Raw genomic sequence first — 22,692 nt, forward strand, 5'->3', positions numbered from 1 at the left:
CCTATCTCAAAGCCAAAAATAGACAAAAAAAGAATCCTCACAACGGAGGATCCTTCATTATACTTTCATTAACAACAACGAGATACTTTACCACCCTTTGCGTTATATCGTTCTTCTTGTACTTCACAGAAAAATACTTTACGACTTTTAATCGGTTCGTGCGGATGATGTTCTTTCATATGTTCCACATATGTTTCATAACTCGGAACGCCGACAAGCAAACTAATAAACTGCTTACGATAACGTAACATATTGACTATTTTCTTTACCATTCTCATTCCCCCACTTATGTTCGTGAGACGTAAGGCGTTTCATGTGAATCAATTTTTTGATTCTTTAATACCTTAATCCATAATCTAATCGCCGAAATCAAAACTGTAATTACCACGATCATAAAAATTGCACATAATGCTGCATCGACATAATCATTAATAATAACTTGCTTCATTTGAGCCAAATCTTTTGCTGGTGCAAGTACTTCCCCATTATCGTAAGCGTCTTTAAATTTATTCGCATGTGCTAAGAAACCGATTGCAGGATTTTCATGAAATAACTTTTGCCAACCGGCTGTCATCGTAATCACTAGTAAGAAAGTTGTCGGTACAAGCGTAACCCATGTATACGCTTTCTTTCCTATTTTAAATAATACTGTTGTCCCCAGTAAGAGAGCGATGGCAGCCAGCATTTGATTGGCAATCCCAAATAACGGCCAAAGAGTATTAATCCCTCCAAGAGGATCGATAACCCCTTGATAGAGGAAATATCCCCACAAAGATACACATAAGAAGGTCGCTATTACGTTTGGAAGCCACTTTTCTGTTTTCTTAAACGGCTTATAAACCGTTCCGATAATATCTTGAATCATAAAGCGGCCCACTCTCGTCCCCGCATCTACCGTGGTCAAAATAAACAAGGCTTCAAAGAGGATTGCAAAATGATACCAAAAAGCCATCAAAGCCTTCCCGCCAATGATTTCTGAAAAAATGTAGGCCATTCCAATCGCAAACGTCGGTGCCCCGCCCGTACGCGATAGAATTGTTTCTTCCCCTACATCATCGGCAAGCGTCGTAATATCATCCGGGGTAATGACAAACCCCCATTCAGAAATGGTCGTTGCCGCTGACACTGCATCCGTTCCAATGACGGCAGCTGGACTATTCAGAGAAAAGTAGATACCTGGCGTTATTACACAAGCTGCAATGATGGCCATAATTGCAACAAACGACTCCGTTAACATCGCACCATAACCAATTGGACGAGCATGCGATTCACGTTCAATCATTTTCGGTGTTGTTCCAGAAGCAATAAGAGAGTGAAAACCCGATACGGCTCCACAAGCGATTGTAATAAATAAGAACGGGAACAAGTTACCGGAGAATACAGGACCCGTACCATCGATAAACTGAGTTACAGCTGGCATTTCAAGCACCGGTAATACAAATAAAATCCCTAATGCTAAACCGATAATCGTCCCAATTTTTAAAAATGTACTTAAATAATCACGCGGAGCAAGCAGCAGCCAAACCGGAAGAACAGATGCTACAAATCCGTATATAATCATCATGATTGCAATCGTTTCACCACTAAATGTGAATAATGGCGCTAGCGTTTCACTTTCTGACACGTATTGACCAAAATATAAAGCGAGTATTAATAGAATAATACCGATAATTGAACCTTCTCCGACTCGTCCCGGCCGAATATAACGCATATAGATTCCCATAAAGATCGCAATCGGAATCGTTGCTGCAATCGTGAACATCCCCCATGGACTACCAATTAAAGCTTTTACTACTACGAGGGCAAGGACCGCTAATAAAATAATCATAATGCCTAGAATGCCTACCATTGCGATTAAACCCGTAATTGGCCCCATGTCCTCTTTAATCATCTCTCCAAGCGACTTACCATTACGACGCATCGATCCGAATAGAATAATAAAATCCTGTACAGCTCCCGCTAAAACAACCCCAACAATAATCCAAATTGTTCCAGGTAAATACCCCATTTGTGCTGCCAAAACGGGGCCGACAAGCGGACCTGCACCAGCAATAGCAGCAAAGTGATGGCCGAATAGCACCCATTTATTCGTAGGTACATAATCTTTCCCATCATTATGGATTTCTGCAGGCGTTTTCCTATTATCATCTAATCCAAACACTTTTCTAGCAATAAACTTACTATAAAAACGATAGGCAACTGCATATACACTAAGGGCTGCTATTATAAGCCAAATAGCATTAATACTTTCCCCCCGATTTAAGGCGATTGCTGCAAAACTCCACGCTCCTATAGCCGATACAATTCCCCAAATAATCAACGATTTAAGCGCTTTCATTCTCCTTCAACCCCTCTTCATCATTTTAAAAAAAATTAGATGCTTAAGAAAGAAAGGTCGCGTGAACCATCCGCCCACCTCCTTTGATGATTAGCCATGTAACATACAAGAATCCATCACACAATTATCTTTCTATTCTGAATTATAAGTAACCGCTTTCTTTTATATGCAACAAATTGGATTTGTTCATAAAAAAACATGCTATTCAGCCTGTTCCCTGAATAGCATGTAAAAGTTAACCAATCTTATCTCCTTTTAATTGACTATGATACAACTCATAATAAAATCCTTTTACTTCTAACAATTCTCTATGCGAGCCTTTTTCAATAATACGCCCTTTTTCTAATACAAGAATTTGATCAGCTTGTTGAATAGTGTTTAAGCGATGAGCAATGACAAAGCTCGTTCTTCCTTCCATCAAGTGTTCCAGCGCTTCCTGAATCTTCACTTCTGTTATGGTATCGATGTTACTTGTTGCTTCATCTAAAATTAAAATCGTTGGATTTGCTAGAATCGCTCGTGCAATCGATAACAACTGCCGCTGTCCTTGGCTAATTCCACTATCATCCTGTTGCAGCACTGTGTCATATTGGTCGGGCAACTTCATAATAAAAGAGTGTGCGTTAGCTAGTTTAGCAGCCTCAACGACCTCTGCGTCACTTGCTTCTAAACGTCCAAATCTAATATTTTCACGAATCGTTCCTTGAAATAAGAACGAATCTTGCAGAACAAAGCCCATATGAGAGCGCAAACTAGCTCTTGTTACATTACTAATATCCTGTCCATCTACCATAATACGTCCATTTTGCACCTCATAAAAACGAGATAGTAAATTAATAATCGTCGTTTTTCCCGCTCCTGTCGGTCCAACAAGTGCAATTGTTTCCCCTGGATTAGCATGAAAACTTACATCTTTAATCGTATTATGTCCTTCTTTTTCATAGGAAAATGAGACTTGTTCAAACTCTACTTTCCCTGTCACATGTCGGAGGACACTAGCTTCCTTCTCATCCTGTGCCTCTTCTCGTTCATCTAACACTTCAAATACTCGCTCAGCACCTGCAATCGCCGATAGCAATGTATTAAACTGGTTGGCTAATTCGTTCAATGGACGAGTAAACTGTCTAGAGTATTCCGTGAAAATTACAATAACCCCAATTGAAACAACACCCTTTAACGCCAGATATCCACCAATTGCTGCAATAATCGTAAAGCTAAGATTATTCAGCAAGTTCATCAACTTAGGAATTAACCCCGAGTAAGATTGTGCCCAGAACGAAGAACGTTTGTATCTTTCGCTTCTTTCTAAGAATTCTCCAATAACCTTCTCTTCTTGAGAAAACGTTTTGACAATTCGCTGTCCAGAAATGGTTTCCTCAATAAATCCATTTAATTCACCAATACTGCTCTGCTGCTCTTTAAACAGCTTCCCTGTTCGATTGGTAATCCACTTCATGCCATAGAACATAAGCGGCACAATCGTCAATGTTAGCAATGTTAATAATGGACTTAACCATAGCATTACTCCAATCGTTCCAACCAGCGTCAACACACTAGAAAAAATTTGAATAACGGAGCTATTTAACGTAGAACTAACATTTTCCATATCATTCGTAACACGACTCATCAGTTCGCCATGCTTTCGTTTATCAAAAAAAGAAATCGGCAGTAATTGAAATTGATAAAACAAATCACTTCGCATCCGGTAAACTGTATGTTGAGCTATCCCAATCATCCAATAATTTTGCAGCCACGTTGAAAGAGAATAGAATACATAAACACCAAGCAAGCTGCACAATAAAAGCAAAAGTCCGCTTTCATCTTTCGTTACAATATATTCATCAATTGCAACTCCTACGAGATAAGGTCCTAATAAACCGAGCATAGAGCTCACAATAACCATAAGTAAGACAAATACAATGCCTTTTTCCCTTTCACGCAAATAACCCCAAATACGCTTTACTGTCGGAAACCAATTTTCCGGCTTTTTCATCTTAGCTTTTGGCCTCAAATCGCAATCCCTCCTTTCCGAACTGCGATTGGATAATTTTTTGATAAAGAGCATTTGTCTCAGCTAATTGCGCATGCGTTCCTATAGCAACCAGCTCCCCTTCGTCTAACAATAAGATTTTATCCGCTTCCATCGCTGTGCTAATCTTTTGAGTAATAATAAGCGTCGTACAGCTATACCCTTTTTTTAATGCATGAAGCAACTTTCCCTCTGTTTTTAAATCCAGAGCACTTGTACTATCATCTAACAAGAGAATTTTAGGATTGCGAACAAGGGCACGAGCAATTGAAAGACGCTGTTTTTGTCCACCAGAAAGGTTGATGCCTTTCTGACCTAAAGTTGTTTCATACTGCTTAGGTAATTGCATAATGGTTTCATGAATTTGCGCATGTTTGGCTGCCAACATAATTTCTTCAATAGAAGCTTCTTCCTTGCCCCACGCAATATTGTCTCGGATGGATCCTGAAAAAAGGACAGCCTCTTGCGGCACATAACCAATTTGCTTTCGAAGCGTATGGAGCGGTATATGTGTAAGCTCTTCATCATCCAAATAAATGTACCCGGACTCAATATCAAAAAGCCGAGGAATCAATTGAAACAATGAGGTTTTCCCAGCTCCTGTCGCCCCCATAATCGCTACCGTTTCCCTCGCTTCAGCAGTAAATGAAAGATTTTTTAATACAAGCGCTTCACTTCCTGGGTAACGAAAAGAGACCGAATCAAATTGTATCTTTCCTTCATATTCCCCTCCTATATGACCCGTTTCCTTCGCATCAAGAAGATCGATTTCTGTATCTACTATGTCATTCACACGGTCTGCCGATGCCTTCGCTCGTGCAACTACCGTCATTAACCAGGATAAAATAGAGAGAGAAGTTGTAATTCTCATTGCATAATTGACAATAGCAACTACCTCTCCGACTTGAATATCGCCAGTCGAAATATACTCACTGCCCAGCCAAATAATAAAGAGAATTCCGCCATTCATGATGAGCATTAATACCGGCATCGTCGTTTCAATGAATCGTAGAGAGGCAGTTGTTTTCTCTTTTAATTCATCACTTGCTGCAGCAAAACGCTTCACCTCATGATCTTTTCGTAAGAACACTTTAATGACCCTCGTTCCCATCAAATTCTCACGTATGACACCATTTACTTGATCTAATCTCTCCTGTACACCTTTAAATAAACGCATCGCTCGCTTCATCATCCATACTAAAAAGAACACAAGAACGGGAATCATAATGACTAAAATAAGTGCTAACTGAACATGGACGAAAAGCGCCATTACAACCCCGCCGATGACCATTTGCGGTGCACGCAGCATAATGCGAAGGCCCATAAATACCGTACTTTGAATCATTGTTACATCATTCGTTAACCTCGTAATTAACGAAGAGGCAGCGAATTTATTCAAATTAGAAAATGAAAAGGCCTGCACTTTTTCAAACAACCGTTTTCGAACATCGTAACCAAAACTTTGAGCAACATGTGAAGCAGCAAAAGAATTAACAATTCCTCCGAGAAAAGAAAACAGCGCCATCCCCATCATGATAGAGCCCCAAAAAACAACGACCGATAAATCTTTCTGCATAATTCCTTCATCAATAATTTTCGCCATTAACAACGGCTGTACGAGCTCTACTCCAAGTTCAACTAATAGAAAAAACAGAGCAAGCCCGATGAATAGTTGATACGGTTTCAAATATTTAAATAGTTTTATCATCGATTCACCCTTTTTGCACATCCATTATGTATTTTATTTTCCAAAAACCTCAAAACCTTTTGTTAATTGTTCCAATTATACAATTTGCATTAAAATTTTAACACGATTTAGCTGCTCTTCTATTTTATAAAAAAATTTTCCAACACATCTGTTGACAAAAAAAGAAAAACGAGATAAAATTCTAATTGATAATGATTTTCATTATTATTTTCTGAATTTCGATAAGTACGTATGATCCTTAAAATCGTACACCTTTTAGACATTGTACAAAGATACAATGTCACCCCGACTTTCTCTGTACCCATAGAAATGATTGATGCTTTGTGTAAATACAAGTCACTAGAATATTGCCCCCTCTTTATTCAGTTATTTTCATTTACCACAATCAACGATCGGGTAGTCGGGGACTATTTTTTCACATAACAACGCCTCCAGCTTTTTTGCTAGAGGCGTTTTTTATCACTATTTAAACAATCGTTTAGGAGAAAAATCCTATATTCAAATTATTCCCCCTATCAAAAAGGTAGGAAATTACCACCTTTTTTTACTAGTAGTCCCATTGAAATATATTAGGAATAAGCTTATAATTATATTCAAATAACTTCAAAATAACGCTGGCTCCGTATTTTCACTTAAGACTTTTCCAAGTCTTTTTTTGTTGTTTGAAATTACTACTACAATCCAAGATTGTAAATCTATAAAAATTAAGGGGATGTTAACTATTAGTATTGTCAAGGAACGTGACCCGTTTTTTGATAACGCTAGATTTATTCTCGTATTTCTAGTTGTATTTGGTCACTTTATCGTGCAAGTAAAACACCATCATTGGTTTATCTTCGAATTAAATAACTTTCTTTCTTTACTTAGAATGCCTGCCCTCATCGTTATTACAGGTTTTTTATCCAAGGGCTTTAATCGACCTGGTTACATTGAAAAAACCACCAAAGCACTCCTTGTACCTTATTTACTATTTCAAGTAATTTTTGCCTATTACTATTACTTATTATATGACAAAAGTATATTCACTTTTGACTTCTTCCAGCCGCAATTCACTTTATGGTTTATATTCAGTTTATTTATGTGGAAAATGCTTTTATTTATTTTCTCTAATTTAAAGCACCCACTCCTTTTCGCTTTTATTTTTGGAATTGGAATTGGATATATCGAAAGTGCTGGACATTACTTTAATATCCAGAGAACCTTTACGTACTTTCCTTTCTTTATGCTAGGGTTTTATTTGAGGAAAGAACATTTTGAAATCGTGAAAAAGAAGTCTTCTAAATTAATAGGTATTGTTTTTATTGCAGTAGTTTGGTTTATTGTATCTCAAATTTCACCAGCCGAAGTTCAATCTTGGTTAGGGGCAAACCGTTCCTATATTGCAAATGGGCATGAAGAATGGTATATCGGCTTAAAACGGGCCATGTTTTATTCATTTTCACTTTTAGTTGGCTTTGCGTTTTTATCCTTTGTACCAACCAAAAAGACATTCTTTACAAGCTTAGGACGAAAAACAGCCTATATTTATATTCTTCACGGAGCAATCGTTCGAACACTATACGTATACGTCATCAATCCAGAAGAGTTTACAACAATCTGGCATTATTTACAGCTGCCGATGTATGCAATTTTACTTGTGCTCATACTAAGCTCTAAACCTGTCACTGTGCTGACAAAACCATTAATCGAAGGGAAAATAGTCGATTATTGTGCCCTTCCTTTCAAATGGCTATCTAATAAGCGTAAACTTGAGCAGGAACCGCCTATACAAAAAAGTGCGTAAGTTTAATTTAGATACCAAACAAACCCCTATAAGCAAACGGAATATGAATCATCATATTATCGTTTACTTATAGGGGTTTTTTACACTAAAGTCAATATGTAAAAATTTATAATTTATTGATGTTATTTACAAGATGTAGTAAAATCAACATATTCAAATATTTGAATATATTAATTTTATATTCATAAAGAAATGGAGAATCCTATGCAGCAATTTAAAACAGAATTTTTTAAAGCGTTAGCACATCCGTTACGCATTCAAATCCTTGAATTATTAACGGAAGGAGATAAAAGTGTTAATGAAATTCAAAGTAGTTTGGGAAGCGAAGGCTCAGCGGTTTCACAACAGTTAAGTATTCTTCGAGCAAAAAATATTGTTGTAGGTACGAAGGATGGAAAAAAAGTCATTTATTCGCTTCGTGATCCAAAAATTGCTGACTTACTCGCTATCGCTAAAGAAATTTATAATAATCATTTAATTGATACCATTTCAATATTAGAAGACGAACTGGATGAGACAGAAAAGAGTGAACAATAAAACTATTGAACAGAAAAGAAGGGGCATACTGTGAGAACTAAATTTACAGGGAGATTTCAAGGGTATTCATCCCGCGATTTTCAAAAAGATATCCTCTCAGGTATAACTGTTGGCGTTATTGCTATTCCACTCGCTATGGCTTTTGCCATTGCTTCTGGAGTGAATCCAGAGTATGGAATTTATACAACTATTATTGCTGGGATTCTCATTTCTCTACTCGGTGGTTCCAAATATCAAATTGGTGGACCAACCGGAGCTTTTGTTCCTATTTTATTAGGCATTGTTCTTACCTATGGTTATGCAGACTTGCTATTAGCTGGATTATTAGCGGGGATCATGCTATGTCTCATGGGTATTCTTAAGCTCGGTACATTAATTAAATATATCCCGCTCCCCGTTACAATTGGTTTTACTGCAGGAATTGCAGTGATTATTTTCACTGGGCAAATCGCCAACTTTTTAGGACTAACAGGCATTGAAAAGCATGAGCGGTTTATTGCAAATATGAAAGAAATTATCTTTCATGTAGATACTATAAATATTTATAGCGTTATAACAGCACTCATCTGTCTAGCTGTGATTCTAGGAACAGCCCATTTTCTCCCAAAAGTACCGAACTCTTTAGCCGGATTAATTGTTTCAAGTATCGTTGCATCTATCTTCTTTGCTGAACAAGTTCCGACGATTGGAACCGTTTACGGAGGCATTCCTAATGCACTTCCACAAGTTGAAATGCTCAATATAACATGGGAAAGAATTGAACGATTGCTTGGTCCCGCTTTTGTCATTGCTGCCTTAGGAGCTATTGAATCTCTACTGTCAGCTGTTGTCGCTGATGGCATGACAATGACAAACAGTAAGCATAATAGTAATCGTGAACTAATCGGGCAAGGAGTTGCCAATATTGTCACGCCCTTTTTCGGGGGTATTCCGGCTACCGGAGCCATTGCTCGAACAGCTACGAATATTAAAAGCGGTGCCGTCTCTCCGATGTCTGGTATCATTCATGGCATCTTTGTTTTATTCACTTTGTTATTGCTCGCTCCTTATGCTTCTGCGATTCCTTTGGCAAGCATGGCTCCTGTTTTAATGATTGTCGCTTGGAACATGAGTGAACGAAAGCATTTCGCTCACTTACTTAAACAGAAAACCGGAGATTCTCTTGTTCTGCTTTTAACTTTTCTATTAACTGTATTTACAAGCTTAACTGTAGCTGTTGAAGTAGGGCTTATTTTAGCCATCCTATTATTTGTCAAACAAATGAGCAAGCAGCTTGTAACAGAAAAAGTACTGCCTGATCATCGTAATAAACAAAATAAAGTGTTGCCTCATGTTGTAAATGATCAGCATGATTGTCCGCAAGTGAGCATTTATACGATTGAAGGACCTCTCTTTTTTGGAGCAGCGCAAACGTTTGAAAAAAACATACTGGATACACTGCAAAGGAAACCACGAGTGTTAATTTTACGGCTTAGTAAAGTACCGTTTATGGATACAACTGGAGAAGCTACTTTCCGAAACATAGTAAAAGAGATTCATAATTATGGAGGAACTGTACTAGTGTCAGGAGCTACATCACCGTTAAAAGAAACGTTACAAAAAAATAAATTACTAGAGGAAATTGGAGAAGAGCATTTCTTTAAACATACCGGAGAAGCTATTGACTATGCACTAACTCGATTAAACACGAACCAATGCATAGGCTGCCGTCATTTCGCATTCCGAGAATGCAAACAGCTTTCTCAACCTTCATGTTTAAACAATAAAACATATAATTAAAGAGAAGGTGAATTCGCTCACCTTCTCTTTCTACATGTAACAAAGTCTAAAAATGGAAGAATCTAACTAAATGCTTTCAGTGAAATTAGTAAAAGTAATTAGAAGAATTCATGATACAGAGCGTGAACCGCTTTGTCCTCTGACTCCCCTTTAACCGCAAACATCATGCTTACTTCTGATGAACCTTGGTTAATCATTTCAATATTAACCTTTGCATCAGCAAGTGCTTTAGCCGCTCTTGCTGTTGTCCCTACATTATGACGCATACCTTCCCCAACAACCATAATAAGGGCAAGATTATGTTCAACAATCACTTCGTCTGCATGAAGTTCTTCTGTTAAGCGCTGTACAATTTTCTCTTCCGTTTCTGCATTCATTTGATCTTGGCGCAAGATTAGTGTTACATCATCAATCCCAGATGGAGTATGTTCATACGCTACACCGTACTCTTCCAAAATAGACAGCATTTTACGACCAAAACCAACTTCACGGTTCATTAAATATTTGCTGATATAAATGCTGCAAAATCCTTTGTCACTCGCAATTCCAATAACAGGCCCATTTGTATTGTTTCGTTTATTCACAATAAGTGTTCCTGGTGCTGTAGGATTATTCGTATTGCGAATGTTTACCGGAATGCCTGCACGAAATGCTGGAATTAATGCTTCATCATGTAAAACAGTAAAACCTGCATAAGACAACTCACGCATTTCGCGATATGTAATCTCGCGAATTTCCTTAGGATTAGACACTACATTTGGATTCACGGAATAAACCGCATCAACATCTGTAAAATTCTCATAGAAATCTGCTTTAACAGCTGCAGCTAAGATTGAACCGGTAATATCTGAACCACTGCGTGAGAACGTTAATACATCTCCATCCTCTGTGTATCCAAAAAATCCAGGGAACACAACAATTCCTTTTCTATCACGCAAAGCACTCAATCTTTCATAAGATTCAGGTAATACACTTGTATACCCCTCTTCATCCGTTACAATTAACCCAGCCTGCTTTGGACATACATATTCCGCTTCTACACCTTGGCTTTGGAAAAACGCGGCTACAAGCTTCGCATTATTATCTTCACCGCTTGCTTTCAGCGCATCAATATAACGCTTCTCATCGCTTTGATCTGCGTGTACTAGAGCTAAAAGATCTTCACGAATTGTCGTGATAATATCTGCAGGAATACTTAATTCCTCAGCAATACTTGCATAACGTGCGATGACTTCTTCAATCAACTCTTCATTTTTTTCATTACGTAATTGACGCTCTGCAGTAGCGATTAATAAATCAGTTACTTTTATATCATCAGAATTTCTTTTACCAGGAGCTGAAACAACAACAATTTTCCGTTCAGAATCAGAGATTACTATATTAAACACTTTTTTTAATTGCTCACCAGAAGCTAATGAACTACCACCAAATTTAATAACTTTCATCACGACATCCCCTATTGTTAGAAATATTCAGTAAAAATTCTTCTATTATTATCACTTGTTTTCCGCAAACAATCAAGTATAAATTCTATTTATGGTGTACATTTGTATTTTTAGAGTGGACTTATGATAAAAAACTAAAAATATATAACCTTAATTTAAATTTCAAATATAAATTACTCGTAAATTCTCTAAAATTGAAATGAGTCAGCCAAGAAATCCATTTCGATTTTTAACTCATACATCTGAGGTCAAATCGAAAAAGACAACTGCCTAAGCAATTGTCTTTTCATTCTATAGCGTTTTAGCGATTATCCACTTTCTCTGGATATAAATCGTGATTCATTAAACGATGCTCCGCCATCTTTTCATATTTTGTACCAGGCTTTCCATAGTTCGTATATGGATCAATCGAAATCCCGCCGCGCGGCGTGAATTTCCCCCATACTTCAATATAACGCGGATCCATTAATTCAATTAAATCATTCATAATAATATTCATGCAATCTTCATGGAAATCTCCATGATTACGAAAACTGAATAAATACAGCTTTAACGATTTACTTTCTACCATTTTCACATCTGGAATATAGCTAATGTAAATGGTTGCGAAGTCTGGTTGTCCCGTCATTGGACATAAGCTCGTAAATTCTGGACAGTTAAATTTAACGAAATAATCTCGATTTGCATGCTTATTATCAAATGTCTCCAACACATCTGGAGTATATTCAAATAAATATTTTGTCCCTTGATTTCCAAGTAACGTAATATCCTTTAACTCACTTTCTGATCTTCCAGCCATTTCAAAATCCTCCTCAGTCATTTATGTTCTCACAACGATGCTCATAAAGGCTATAAACCAGTCTGTGTTAAACGATATTATCGTTTAACACAGACGTATACAAAAAACCATATCTCCTCACAGATATGGTTGATTAGTGTCCCAGTCAAGCCATAGTTTTTTATAGAGGGTTGTTGCTATGAACCTCTTCCGCTATAACGGAATGTGTGTATGGAAATGTAATCCCTATTAAGAATAGGGAATTTAAACACATATGTCAATAAAACCTTTCATACCTTACGAATTCTTATTGCTACAATACTCTTTTGAGCGTAAAATTAACAACATTCCAACCTTATCACGAAAGAAGCGATTACATTATGTGGATTTTTGCAGCACTTGTCACGAGTTTATGTTTTGGAATTAATAATAGTATTTTTAAGTGGAGTAATGGAAAAGGCCTTTCAAAGATTCATATCCAATTTTTCTTCTACTTAGTTGCATTCATATGTACATTTGGTTATAGTGTCTTTATTGGTAATCAAAATTTCCATATACTAACTATTTTAATTGGTGCTCTAATTGGTATTCTAAATACGAACGGGAATATTCAGTTATCACGTGCTTTCGAAAAAGGCCCCGCCAGTTTAACAGCACCATTAGTGGCAGCGAATGCTATTTTTCCAATCCTTTGTTCCGCTCTTATCTTTCATGAGCACATTTCATCTATTCAATGGATTGGTATATTTTGTATGATGGTAGCTGTCGTCGTGATTCAGTATACCCCTAATGCAAAGGGACAACATAGCTATTTCATCTGGATTATGCACGTATGCTTTGCTATTTTTTCATTTGGAACACTCGGAGTTCTAATGCAAACGTCCGCACACTTACAATTTCAATCATTGGACGTGCTCACTGCCATGTATGGAGGCGGCAGCATTTATTTATTAATTATACTCATTCTCAAACGTGAGAAAATACAAGCTCCTGAGATTCAAATTGGAACAGTGGTTGGTCTATTAAGCATTATGGGATACGGCTGTTACTTCTATGCATTAAGTACAGGTATCTCGAGTATTATATTTCCGATTGTTAGTCTAAATTGTTTATTTGTCGTTTTTGCTGGCTGCTATTTATTTCAAGAAAAACTGAGAATCTATCAAATAAGTGGTATTTTGATTGCAATCATTGGGATTATTTTAACAAAAATTTAAGGAAGGCATAATTCGAAAGCAAATAAGCAGCAGTTGCTTTCGAATTCCCCCTTAAAAACTAGTGCATTTTACTTTTTTACATTTTTTACAAATTAACCTATTGACAAATTGTCGCAAATATCAGATAATTAAAAAAAATAATCAATCCCCTATATTAAAACCACTCAAAAAGTGCAAGAAAAGAATGAGTATACCTCTCTTACATCCAATACTAATTCAAGAAAGGAAGATGACAATGATTAAAGTTACAGTTACAGTTGATTTCAAAGGGAGAACTTATCAAACAAATGTATTAGCAACGAGAGATACAGCTCCGGAAGAAATCCATCAATTAGCTCTTTCTCAAGTAAAAAAACAATGGGAAAATTAAGAAGCAGGCAGCCCACAGCCTGCTTCTTTTTTATGGATATATATCTTCTCTATAACACTAACATTGCACTAACTTCCCAATTCCTTAACAATTTCCAGTCCTAATCCGGCCCATCTAAAAATTCAGCCTATTTTATACAGCGACTTCAAACTATTGGCCGTATGATCCGTCAACATGGCTTGCTGCCGCATGAAAAAGGCTGAGGGGGCATAGATAGGCATAAGAGAATTCGCCCTTAAGCAATTGCTACTCACGACAGCCCTCTAGGACATAAGAAAAAGACTCAGAATAAAATTATGAGCCAGAAATAAAAAGAAGAGTATCAAATTTGATACTCTTCTCTTATATATTATTACATATCCCAAATGAACAGTAATAGTGTACCTAATATCGTTACTATAGCAAAGAATACCATATAGATAACGTTAGTGTAAATTGTAACCTTATCTTCAGATTCTCCAGCATGCATAAACATTACTAATTGAACGCCAGCTTGCATGAAAGCAGTTATTAGCAGAATAGCCATTGCTGCTGTATAAGAAAGGTCATAAACAACAACAGCCATCGCAACTACTGTAAGGACCAATGAGAAGATAAATCCCATTACATGGTGCTTAGGAAATAACTGTGCCATATTACATCATTCCTTTCAAGTAGACGAAGCTGAAAATGAAGATCCAAACTACGTCTAAGAAGTGCCAGTACAATGAAAAGATGAACGCTTTATTAGCTGTGTGTGGAGTTAATCCATATTTAGACACTTGGATAATGATGAATAATCCCCAGAAGAAACCAAGCGATACGTGAGCACCATGTGTTCCTAATGTTGAAAATAAGATGGATAAGTACCCACTTGTTTGGATTGTCGCTCCTTCATGAACGAATGTGAAAAACTCTTTAATTTCTACTCCTAAGAATACAAGTCCAAGAGCTAATGTGAGACCAAGGAATGTTAACATTGCCTTTTTATTTCCAAGTCGCATAGCATTAACTGCTAATCCAATGGTAAAACTACTTGTTAATAGAGCGAATGTGTTAATTAATACTGGTGTAATCTCGAAAATCTCCGTACCAGGACCGTTACCTGTACGGCCCTGATAAGCAAAGTAAGTCGCGAAAAGTGTTGCAAAAAGCGCAATTTCGGCAGCTAAGAAAATCCAAAAGCCTAAAATCTTCAAACGATTTTCTTCTGTACTATATTCAAGTGGAAGCGAGTTATCTATTTTCATTTGTTAGCACCTCGCAATCTTTCTTCTGTTTCTTCAATTTCTTTCACATGAATATGATATCCGTGATCATGGTTAGCCTCAAATGAACGGTAAGCCATACAAGCAAAGACTCCGATTAGGGAAGCAATTGCTAAAGGAATCATATCAAATATTAAAGAGAACGCACCAATAAAGAAGATGACACACATGATAAACGGTACACCGCTGTTATTTGGCATATGAATCTCTTCCACTTTATCTGGGAATAAGTTATGACCCTTTGTCTTAGCATCCCAGAATGCTTGTGACGATTTAACATGTGGTAGTGTTGCAAAGTTATATACAGGTACTGGACTAGGAATTGACCATTCAAGAGAACGTGCATTCCATGGATCTGAACCAATATTTCTTGGCATATAACGAGTACTCCAATAGATGTTGTATGCAAGTACGATGAAACCAAGAGCTAATCCAATTGCTCCAATAGAGGCAATCAAGTTTAATGGACCGAAACCAGTTTCTTCAGAGTATGTGTACATACGGCGTGCTTGACCATCTAACCCTGTAATAAACATCGGGAAGAATGTTACATTAAAGAAGATGGCTACCAACCAGAATGAAACTTTCCCGATTTTTTCGTTCAGCATAAAACCAAACATTTTTGGCCACCAGTAAATTAAACCAGCAATAAACGCATATACTACACCAGGAATAATTGTGTAATGGAAGTGAGCAACTAAGAACATCGTATTATGATATTGGAAGTCGGCACTTGCCATCGCAAGCATAACCCCTGTAACCCCACCGATTAAGAAGGTTGGAATAAATGCTAAAGACCAAAGCATTGGCGTTGTAAACTCAATTTTACCTTTTCGAAGTGTTGCCAACCAGTTAAAGATTTTAATCCCTGTTGGAACGGCAATTGCCATTGTTGCAATAGAGAAAATACTATTTGCTAATACTCCTTGCCCCATTGTATAGAAATGGTGAGCCCATACAACTAGAGAAAGAATAGTGATAGCGACCATTGAAGCAACCATTGATTTATAACCATATAGGTTACGGCGTGCAAATGTTGAGATAATTTCACTATAGATACCAAATGCAGGCAGGATTAAGATATATACTTCAGGATGTCCCCAAACCCAGAACAAGTTTGCCCACATCATATCCATACCGCCATTACCAATTGTAAAGAATTGAGTACCGAACATACGGTCCATTGCCCCAAATGCAAGTGCTACTGCAAATAAAGGGAACACCGCTATGATTAGTACGTTAGTAACTAACATAGCCCATGTGAACATTGGCAGTTGCATTAATTTCAAGCCAGGAGCTCTCATTCTAAAAATGGTAGTCAAAAAGTTAATACCTGTCATTAATGTACCGAGACCTGAAAGCTGAAGCGACATCATATAATAATTCGTACCCACTGATGGACTAAACTCTTCACTAGCTAGCGGGAAGTAAGATGTCCAACCAGCATCAGGCGCACCACCTACTACGAAAGCGATGTTGAATAACATAGCACCCATGAAGAACAACCAAAAGCTGATTGCATTCAAACGCGGGAACGCAACGTCACGTGCACCAATTTGTAGCGGCGTAACGATATTCATTAAACCAAATAAGAACGGCATCGCCATAAACATGATCATGATAACACCATGTGCTGAGAATACCTCATTGTAATGCTGAGAATCTAAGATTGTATTATCAGGAATGGCAAGTTGAGCACGTAACATAACGGCATCAACAAGACCACGTAAAAGCATAATCAAAGCAGCTAGGATATACATAATCCCGATACGCTTATGATCGACGGTTGTAATCCACTCACGCCATAAGTAACCCCATTTTTTAAAATAGGTTAAGCCGACAACAATAGCGAGACTAGTAAGAGCAATCCCTACCATCGACGCATAGATGGCGAAACTTGGATGCGGCACGGCAAATCTTTCAAAGAATTCCATACTTCGTGACTCCTTTCGTCATGTTTAAAATTGGAAATTCATATGTTTCATTTATTAAAGTTGACTATTATTTATGATCCATGTCATGATTCATGTCTTCCATATCTTCCATATCTTCCTTGTTCTCCATGTCATCCATGTTATGAGAACCTTCTGGAGCTGGACTAAATTCTAAATGCGTTCCAGTGAACGTTTGTCGACCAACATGCTCTGTTTTTAATAATTCGTCGAATTTTTCTTCAGTAAGTGGCTCTGATTTAGCTTTAGCCTCTTCTACCCATTCTTCAAATTCAGCAGGAGAAACTGCTTGCACATCAAATAGTTGGTGAGCAGAACCTTTACCACTAAAGTTTGAATTTCGTCCCCACATTTCTCCTGGTTCATCAGCTAACAAGTGAAGCGTAGTTACCATGTCAGCCATTGCATACTTTTGCCCACCAAGCTGCGGAATCCAGAAGCTTGAGATTGGTCCATAAGAATAAAGTTTAAACTCAAGCGGACGGTCTGTCGGAACATACACGTAGTTTACTGTTTCAATATTTTCTTCCGGATAACTAAAATGCCACTTCCAGTTAGATGATGAAGCATAAATAACTAGAGGTTCTTTGTTTTCATATCCTTTCGGCGTTGCCTCAACGTCTTTTAGTGAAACTACAGTAACAACGGATAGGAAAGCAACAATGATTATTGGAATTGCTGTCCAAATTGTTTCAACAACTGCACTTCCTTCAATGTGAGGAGGTTCATAATCTTTGCTTTGTTTAGACGCACGATATTTTACTAACATATAAATAAAGGCAACAGTTACAACAACACAGATAGCAAGCATTATCCAAATTGTAAGAATAATAGTATCTGAGAGTGTTGCCGCTTGAGGACCTTTTGGATCGAAGACAGCTAACGGATTTTCGCAGCCAGTAAGCGCAGTGGCAACAGCGAAAATAAGAGCTAATAAAGTCCATTTCATTTTCATAAAGATTCCCCTTTCTTTTTTTTTAGAAGTTGTGTTGAAAATAATTGATAAAACTATCATGTTTACAATTACATTCTTATATTAGTATCATTAAGAAAAAAAAACAATGGAAAGTGATATATGTCACAAAATGTTCATGAAGAATTATACAATAAATGGAATCTACGATATTTAATAACACATTTTGAAAAAGGGAATATACTAATTGATTAATCTGTTTTCGTTTTCTCCAAACTATAAAGAGATATCAATCGCTTATCGAAAACAATCGTTAGGGAAATCTCTATTAAAAATATATCAGTATAGCAATATCCGAACGGAAGCCTATCGAAAAAGAGTTATATCATAGAAAAAACAGGAATCAATTTTGATTCCTGTTTTTTCTATGATATAATTTTATTTTAAATCCTTATACATAAAAAGTGCCTGGGTCGACTTTCTAATAAACGTGCCTAGGCACTTTTGTCTCCTTTTAAAGGTGAAATATATTGGTTTGTTAAAACTCTGTTTGAAGGATTTTAAACATGGATTTAGAGCTATGGCATTGTCATACAAGCCACACTTCATGCTCAAAGATTGATTAATTAAAGTAATTTTTTATATTACTCCTTAAAACTCCCTCTATGATGAACGGCCCCTTGTGAAAAATTCACCATACAAATTATGTAGTAGAAAGAAGAGTATCAATTTGATACCCTTCTTTTTCTTTTGAACTCAACGACATTAGATACGTTACGTTTAATTGGGATAACCTTCTCCCCTTTTTCCGTATTCGAAACCAGCTCTTCCGTCAAAATGAAAAATAAACCAACCATAAATATGAGTGTCGCGCTAATAGCCATCGTTAATCCTATGAACGACAAAGTATAGTTCCATTTGTAACCGTTTACAATAAAACTCACAATCAGGATACCTAAACCAATGACATTAGCAGTTCCACATACCCACTTTAAAGGGTTCAATATTTTCATTTAGCTCAGCTCCTTTGCTTTTATTTTAATATATTTCACAAAATTGTCAAATATTTCTATAAAATTTTAACAAAAAACTTGACAAAAATATTTTGTCATTATTTCATTAAAATATTCTATGCACTATAGATTAAAAGTTCCACTAAATGAAAAGATCAATACTAGAGTAAAATCTCATCTATTAATGGTCTTTACTCCTTATTAATTCACGATACATTAAAAAGAGTGCCCCAAAGATTGTTATTACAACATCTTTTTTAGGCACTCTTTTCCTTCATCATGTTTATAAACTTTTTAAGGCAGCAGAAAATCTTTTAATCCCTTCGTGAATGCATGTTTCGTTCGCTCTAGCAAAAGTAAATCGTACATACCCTTTTTTTGATCCTAAAGTAGAACCTGGAACATGAATAACCCCTCTTTTTATCGCTTCCTCCAGCAATTTTTTCTCATTCAACGTTTCATTTATTTTACACCATAAATGAATGCCGCCTTGTGGAATATGAAATTCAACCTGCTGATTCAAATATTGCTGCAGACTTGAAACCATTTGATTTCTTCTTGTTTCTAGCTGCTCTCTTAAATAAGCAATATGAGAATGAAAATAAGGAGAACTAAGAAAGTCATTTGCCACCCACTGATTAAAAATTCCATGTCCAAAATCAATTTGTTGTTTAGCATCCGATAGTCTTTCGATGACAGACTTCGGGCCAATAATCCAACCAATTCGTAAACCAGAAGCAACGATTTTGGATAATGAACTAATATATAAAACATTTCCATAGTCATCCATTGATTTTAGCGTAGCAATTTCTTCTCCATTAAATGCTGTTAAACTATAAGGATCATCTTCAATAACAGGAATTCCATGCTCAGATGAAATCTCTAATATCCTTCTACGTCGCTCAATAGAAAGCAACGTTCCTGTAGGATTTTGAAAAGCAGGATTTAAAAAAATCATACGAATTTTTCGCTTTTTAAGAAGCGATAACAAATCATCCGGATCGACTCCTTCCTGATTCACAGGCAACGGATACGTCCGTATGCCAGCTGATTGAAAAATAGGAAGGCCATATGAATAAGACGGGTCCTCAAGAGCAACAGCATCCCCTGGTTTCAGTAAACATTGCACAACGAGATGCAGGGCCTGTTGGGCACCAGAAGTAATCATAATAGAAGATGAATCTGTATGAATTCTTCTATATTGTTTTACATGAGAGACAATCGTTTCCCTTAAATATGCGTTTCCTTGCGGGTGGTCATACCCAAGGCTCCCAACAAATGATCTGCCGGAAAGGATTTCCCTTAGAGAATCAACGGGAAACAAATCTTCTGATAGTTCTCCACTAGATAAATTAATTAAGGTATCGTCGACCATTTCTTTACGAATTCTTTGTATGAGCGGTAAGTTAGGCAAAAATGAACCAGATTCAATATAGGTGTTCCAACTTGGAATACGCCTTCTAGTCATTCCCCAAATATCCTTACTAATAGTCGTTCCGCTTCCTTTTTTCCGCTCAATTAATCCGTTAGCCTCCAGTTCATCATAAGCCGCTACTACTGTACTTCGGTTTACCTTTAACTCACTGGCTAAAGAGCGTTCTGAAGGTAGTGGAGTATCTACCGGAAAGGTTCCATCAGCGATTCCATGTTCAATATATTCAGCAATTTGTTTATAGAGAGCTTTTTTAGAATTTCGATTCAGCTTCCACTCCACAATCTACATTCCTTTAGTTTCCATTATGATTTTCAACATCCTTTTCCTTCTTTTTATTAGATCTCCATTCAAGGTTTTGAGCTACCCCTCCTAGGGATATGATTGAAATAATGACAACTAAAGTGTTATTTAACCAATTTGGCATATTTTTTTTCATCACCGTTTCTCCTCCAATACATCTATATCACTTTTTTATAAAGGCTTGTTAACCTTGTACATCTATTCTATCTTTATTTATAATATATATTATAATAAATGAGACCATCCAATCATAGCATGTTTCCCCCATCCACTTAAACGAACTGATAATATTCACTAAATTGTCATTTCACCTCCCCATTTATGTCTCATAACCAAACAAAAAAAGCCCCTCAAAATCAAGGGACTAAGCCATGTTCATTGTTCCTTTCTAATCTATTTTCTTCAAAATATTTCTTCTCAAACCAAGGGCCTCTGTTACCTCGCTCTATACCCACCCCATGAAACGAACGATTTGAGTAATTAAAAATGTAACTAAAAACGCAATCCCTGTTGGAATCATAAAAGACCAAAATGTCCATTTTATACTTTTTGTTTCTTTATAAATATTAACTAATGTCGTTCCACATGGGTAATGTAACAATGAAAACAACATCATATTAAGAGCTGTTAACCACGTCCAACCGTTATTCAAAAAAATCTGCTTTAGATCTTCAATACCCTCTACATCAATTAGTGCACCTGTTGATAAGTACCCCATCAATAATATCGGTAATACGATTTCATTTGCTGGAAGCCCTATTAAAAATGCCATTAGTATATAGCCATCTAATCCAATCATTTGTCCTAATGGATCTAAAAAGTTCACAATATGCAATAAGATACTCGTATCTCCTACCTGAATATTAGCTAAAACCCAAGTCAAAATTCCTGCAGGAGCCGCAACTTTTATTGCACGCTTAAGAACCGATAAAGATTTAGTTAAAGAGGATCTAATGACCGTATCAACGAACTTTGGTTTTCTATAAGGCGGCAGTTCTAGCGTATAATGAGTGGGAACACCCTTTAGCGCTGTTTTAGACAGTACCCACGAAACAAGAAACGTTATTATAATTCCAAACATTACAATGCCAACGATGACTGACGTTGTAACCAAAGACTTCATTCCGCCTGTAAAGCCCGCGGCCATAAATAGAGAAGCTAAAACAATTAGTGTGCCCCAACGACCATTACAAGGAACAAAATTATTGGTCAGAATGGCTAACATCCGTTCACGAGGGGACTCAATAATTCGTGAAGACATAACTGCAGCTGCATTACATCCGAACCCCATAGCCATTGTTAATGATTGCTTTCCATGCGCCCCAACAGTTTTAAATAATCGATCCATGTTAAAAGCAACTCGAGGCAGATAGCCATAATTCTCAAGAAGTGCAAAAGTAGGGAAAAATATGGCCATCGGTGGAAGCATCACACTAATCACCCAACTCGTTCCTCGATATAATCCTAAAACAAGAACTCCATGAAGCCAATCTGGAGCATGTAAAGTCGTAAACATTAGGGTTAAATATCCCTCAATCCATCCAAAGAAACTAGCTAACATAGAGGAAGGAATATTCGCCCCTGCAATCGTTAAATAAAAAATAACTCCTAACATAATGAGCATAATCGGAAATCCCCAAATAGGTGATGTAAAAATAGCATCTAATTTCTCTGTTCTTTGATCATGTTTTGTTTTTGTAAAACTAACTCCTTCTTTAATCAATTCATTGCTTTTTTTATAAAGTTGTTCAACAATTTGATCACGAACATTAGAAGAAGAAAGCTGCTCAGCCTGATAAAAGAGTTCTTGTACTTCATTTTGCTTGTATGCAGATTGTGCTCCCACCC

General features: G+C 36.8%; 19 protein-coding genes. 5 read left to right on the forward strand and 14 right to left on the reverse strand.

Annotated elements, in window-relative coordinates; translation table 11 throughout:
* Positions 1–68: 68 nt before the first annotated feature.
* The 4 genes from D1953_RS03130 to D1953_RS03145 all read right to left on the reverse strand — a co-directional run bounded on the left by D1953_RS03130 (position 69) and on the right by D1953_RS03145 (position 6,075).
* Positions 69–272, reverse strand: coding sequence for a YbdD/YjiX family protein (locus D1953_RS03130; protein WP_119115711.1), 204 nt, complete (start codon positions 270–272; stop codon positions 69–71).
* A 14-nt stretch (positions 273–286) separates the two neighbouring features.
* Complete coding sequence (locus D1953_RS03135) at positions 287–2,338, reverse strand: carbon starvation CstA family protein (RefSeq protein ID WP_119115712.1); 2,052 nt, start codon at positions 2,336–2,338, stop codon at positions 287–289.
* 235 nt (positions 2,339–2,573) lie between these two features.
* Positions 2,574–4,331 carry an ABC transporter ATP-binding protein gene (locus tag D1953_RS03140; RefSeq protein ID WP_245979877.1) on the reverse strand — a complete coding sequence of 586 codons (1,758 nt, stop codon included), beginning with the start codon at positions 4,329–4,331 and terminating at the stop codon, positions 2,574–2,576.
* 1 nt (position 4,332) lies between these two features.
* Positions 4,333–6,075: an ABC transporter ATP-binding protein gene (locus tag D1953_RS03145; RefSeq protein WP_119115714.1), complete on the reverse strand. Its 1,743-nt coding sequence runs from the start codon at positions 6,073–6,075 to the stop codon at positions 4,333–4,335.
* A 712-nt stretch (positions 6,076–6,787) separates the two neighbouring features.
* Between D1953_RS03145 and D1953_RS03150 the strand changes: the two genes are divergently transcribed.
* From D1953_RS03150 to D1953_RS03160, 3 genes are all read left to right on the forward strand, one after another.
* On the forward strand, positions 6,788–7,858 hold the full coding sequence (locus D1953_RS03150) for an acyltransferase family protein (protein WP_119115715.1): 1,071 nt from the start codon (positions 6,788–6,790) through the stop codon (positions 7,856–7,858).
* A gap of 192 nt (positions 7,859–8,050) precedes the next feature.
* The gene (locus D1953_RS03155) at positions 8,051–8,395 is read left to right on the forward strand and encodes an ArsR/SmtB family transcription factor (protein WP_119115716.1); all 345 of its coding nucleotides are present in this window, start codon (positions 8,051–8,053) and stop codon (positions 8,393–8,395) included.
* 30 nt (positions 8,396–8,425) lie between these two features.
* Positions 8,426–10,174 carry a SulP family inorganic anion transporter gene (locus tag D1953_RS03160; protein WP_119115717.1) on the forward strand — a complete coding sequence of 583 codons (1,749 nt, stop codon included), beginning with the start codon at positions 8,426–8,428 and terminating at the stop codon, positions 10,172–10,174.
* A gap of 98 nt (positions 10,175–10,272) precedes the next feature.
* Here the strand turns inward: D1953_RS03160 and D1953_RS03165 are convergent, their stop codons facing one another.
* Positions 10,273–11,619 carry an aspartate kinase gene (locus D1953_RS03165; protein WP_119115718.1) on the reverse strand — a complete coding sequence of 449 codons (1,347 nt, stop codon included), beginning with the start codon at positions 11,617–11,619 and terminating at the stop codon, positions 10,273–10,275.
* A 301-nt stretch (positions 11,620–11,920) separates the two neighbouring features.
* Positions 11,921–12,418, reverse strand: a complete 498-nt coding sequence (gene queF / locus D1953_RS03170; RefSeq protein WP_119115719.1) for a preQ(1) synthase — start codon at positions 12,416–12,418, stop codon at positions 11,921–11,923.
* Between the two features lie 359 nt (positions 12,419–12,777).
* Between queF and D1953_RS03175 the strand changes: the two genes are divergently transcribed.
* Both D1953_RS03175 and D1953_RS03180 read left to right on the forward strand, forming a co-directional pair.
* The gene (locus D1953_RS03175; RefSeq protein ID WP_119115720.1) at positions 12,778–13,614 is read left to right on the forward strand and encodes an EamA family transporter; all 837 of its coding nucleotides are present in this window, start codon (positions 12,778–12,780) and stop codon (positions 13,612–13,614) included.
* 235 nt (positions 13,615–13,849) lie between these two features.
* Positions 13,850–13,984: a BA3454 family stress response protein gene (locus D1953_RS03180; protein WP_119115721.1), complete on the forward strand. Its 135-nt coding sequence runs from the start codon at positions 13,850–13,852 to the stop codon at positions 13,982–13,984.
* 352 nt (positions 13,985–14,336) lie between these two features.
* Here D1953_RS03180 and qoxD read toward each other — a convergent pair whose 3' ends face one another.
* The 8 genes from qoxD to D1953_RS03215 all read right to left on the reverse strand — a co-directional run bounded on the left by qoxD (position 14,337) and on the right by D1953_RS03215 (position 22,690).
* Entirely contained in the window at positions 14,337–14,618 is a 282-nt protein-coding gene (gene qoxD, locus D1953_RS03185; protein ID WP_119115722.1) for a cytochrome aa3 quinol oxidase subunit IV, read from the reverse strand.
* 1 nt (position 14,619) lies between these two features.
* The gene (gene qoxC / locus D1953_RS03190) at positions 14,620–15,213 is read right to left on the reverse strand and encodes a cytochrome aa3 quinol oxidase subunit III (protein ID WP_119115723.1); all 594 of its coding nucleotides are present in this window, start codon (positions 15,211–15,213) and stop codon (positions 14,620–14,622) included.
* The gene (gene qoxB, locus D1953_RS03195; RefSeq protein WP_119115724.1) at positions 15,210–17,165 is read right to left on the reverse strand and encodes a cytochrome aa3 quinol oxidase subunit I; all 1,956 of its coding nucleotides are present in this window, start codon (positions 17,163–17,165) and stop codon (positions 15,210–15,212) included. The genes qoxC and qoxB overlap by 4 nt, the downstream gene beginning before the upstream one ends.
* Positions 17,166–17,232: 67 nt before the next feature.
* A complete protein-coding gene (gene qoxA, locus D1953_RS03200; RefSeq protein ID WP_119115725.1) occupies positions 17,233–18,138 on the reverse strand; it encodes a cytochrome aa3 quinol oxidase subunit II in 906 nt (301 codons plus the stop codon).
* Positions 18,139–18,821: 683 nt separating this feature from the next.
* Entirely contained in the window at positions 18,822–19,109 is a 288-nt protein-coding gene (locus tag D1953_RS03205; RefSeq protein WP_119115726.1) for a hypothetical protein, read from the reverse strand.
* 283 nt (positions 19,110–19,392) lie between these two features.
* A complete protein-coding gene (gene pdxR, locus D1953_RS03210) occupies positions 19,393–20,823 on the reverse strand; it encodes a MocR-like pyridoxine biosynthesis transcription factor PdxR (RefSeq protein WP_119115727.1) in 1,431 nt (476 codons plus the stop codon).
* Positions 20,824–20,836: 13 nt separating this feature from the next.
* Entirely contained in the window at positions 20,837–20,980 is a 144-nt protein-coding gene (locus D1953_RS21120) for a hypothetical protein (protein WP_182480481.1), read from the reverse strand.
* Positions 20,981–21,289: 309 nt separating this feature from the next.
* Positions 21,290–22,690, reverse strand: a complete 1,401-nt coding sequence (locus D1953_RS03215; RefSeq protein WP_119115728.1) for a nucleoside recognition domain-containing protein — start codon at positions 22,688–22,690, stop codon at positions 21,290–21,292.
* Positions 22,691–22,692 lie beyond the last annotated feature (2 nt).

Origin of the sequence: Peribacillus asahii (assembly GCF_003570725.1) — a bacterium.
Taxonomy (GTDB): Bacteria; Bacillota; Bacilli; order Bacillales; family DSM-1321; genus Peribacillus; species Peribacillus asahii.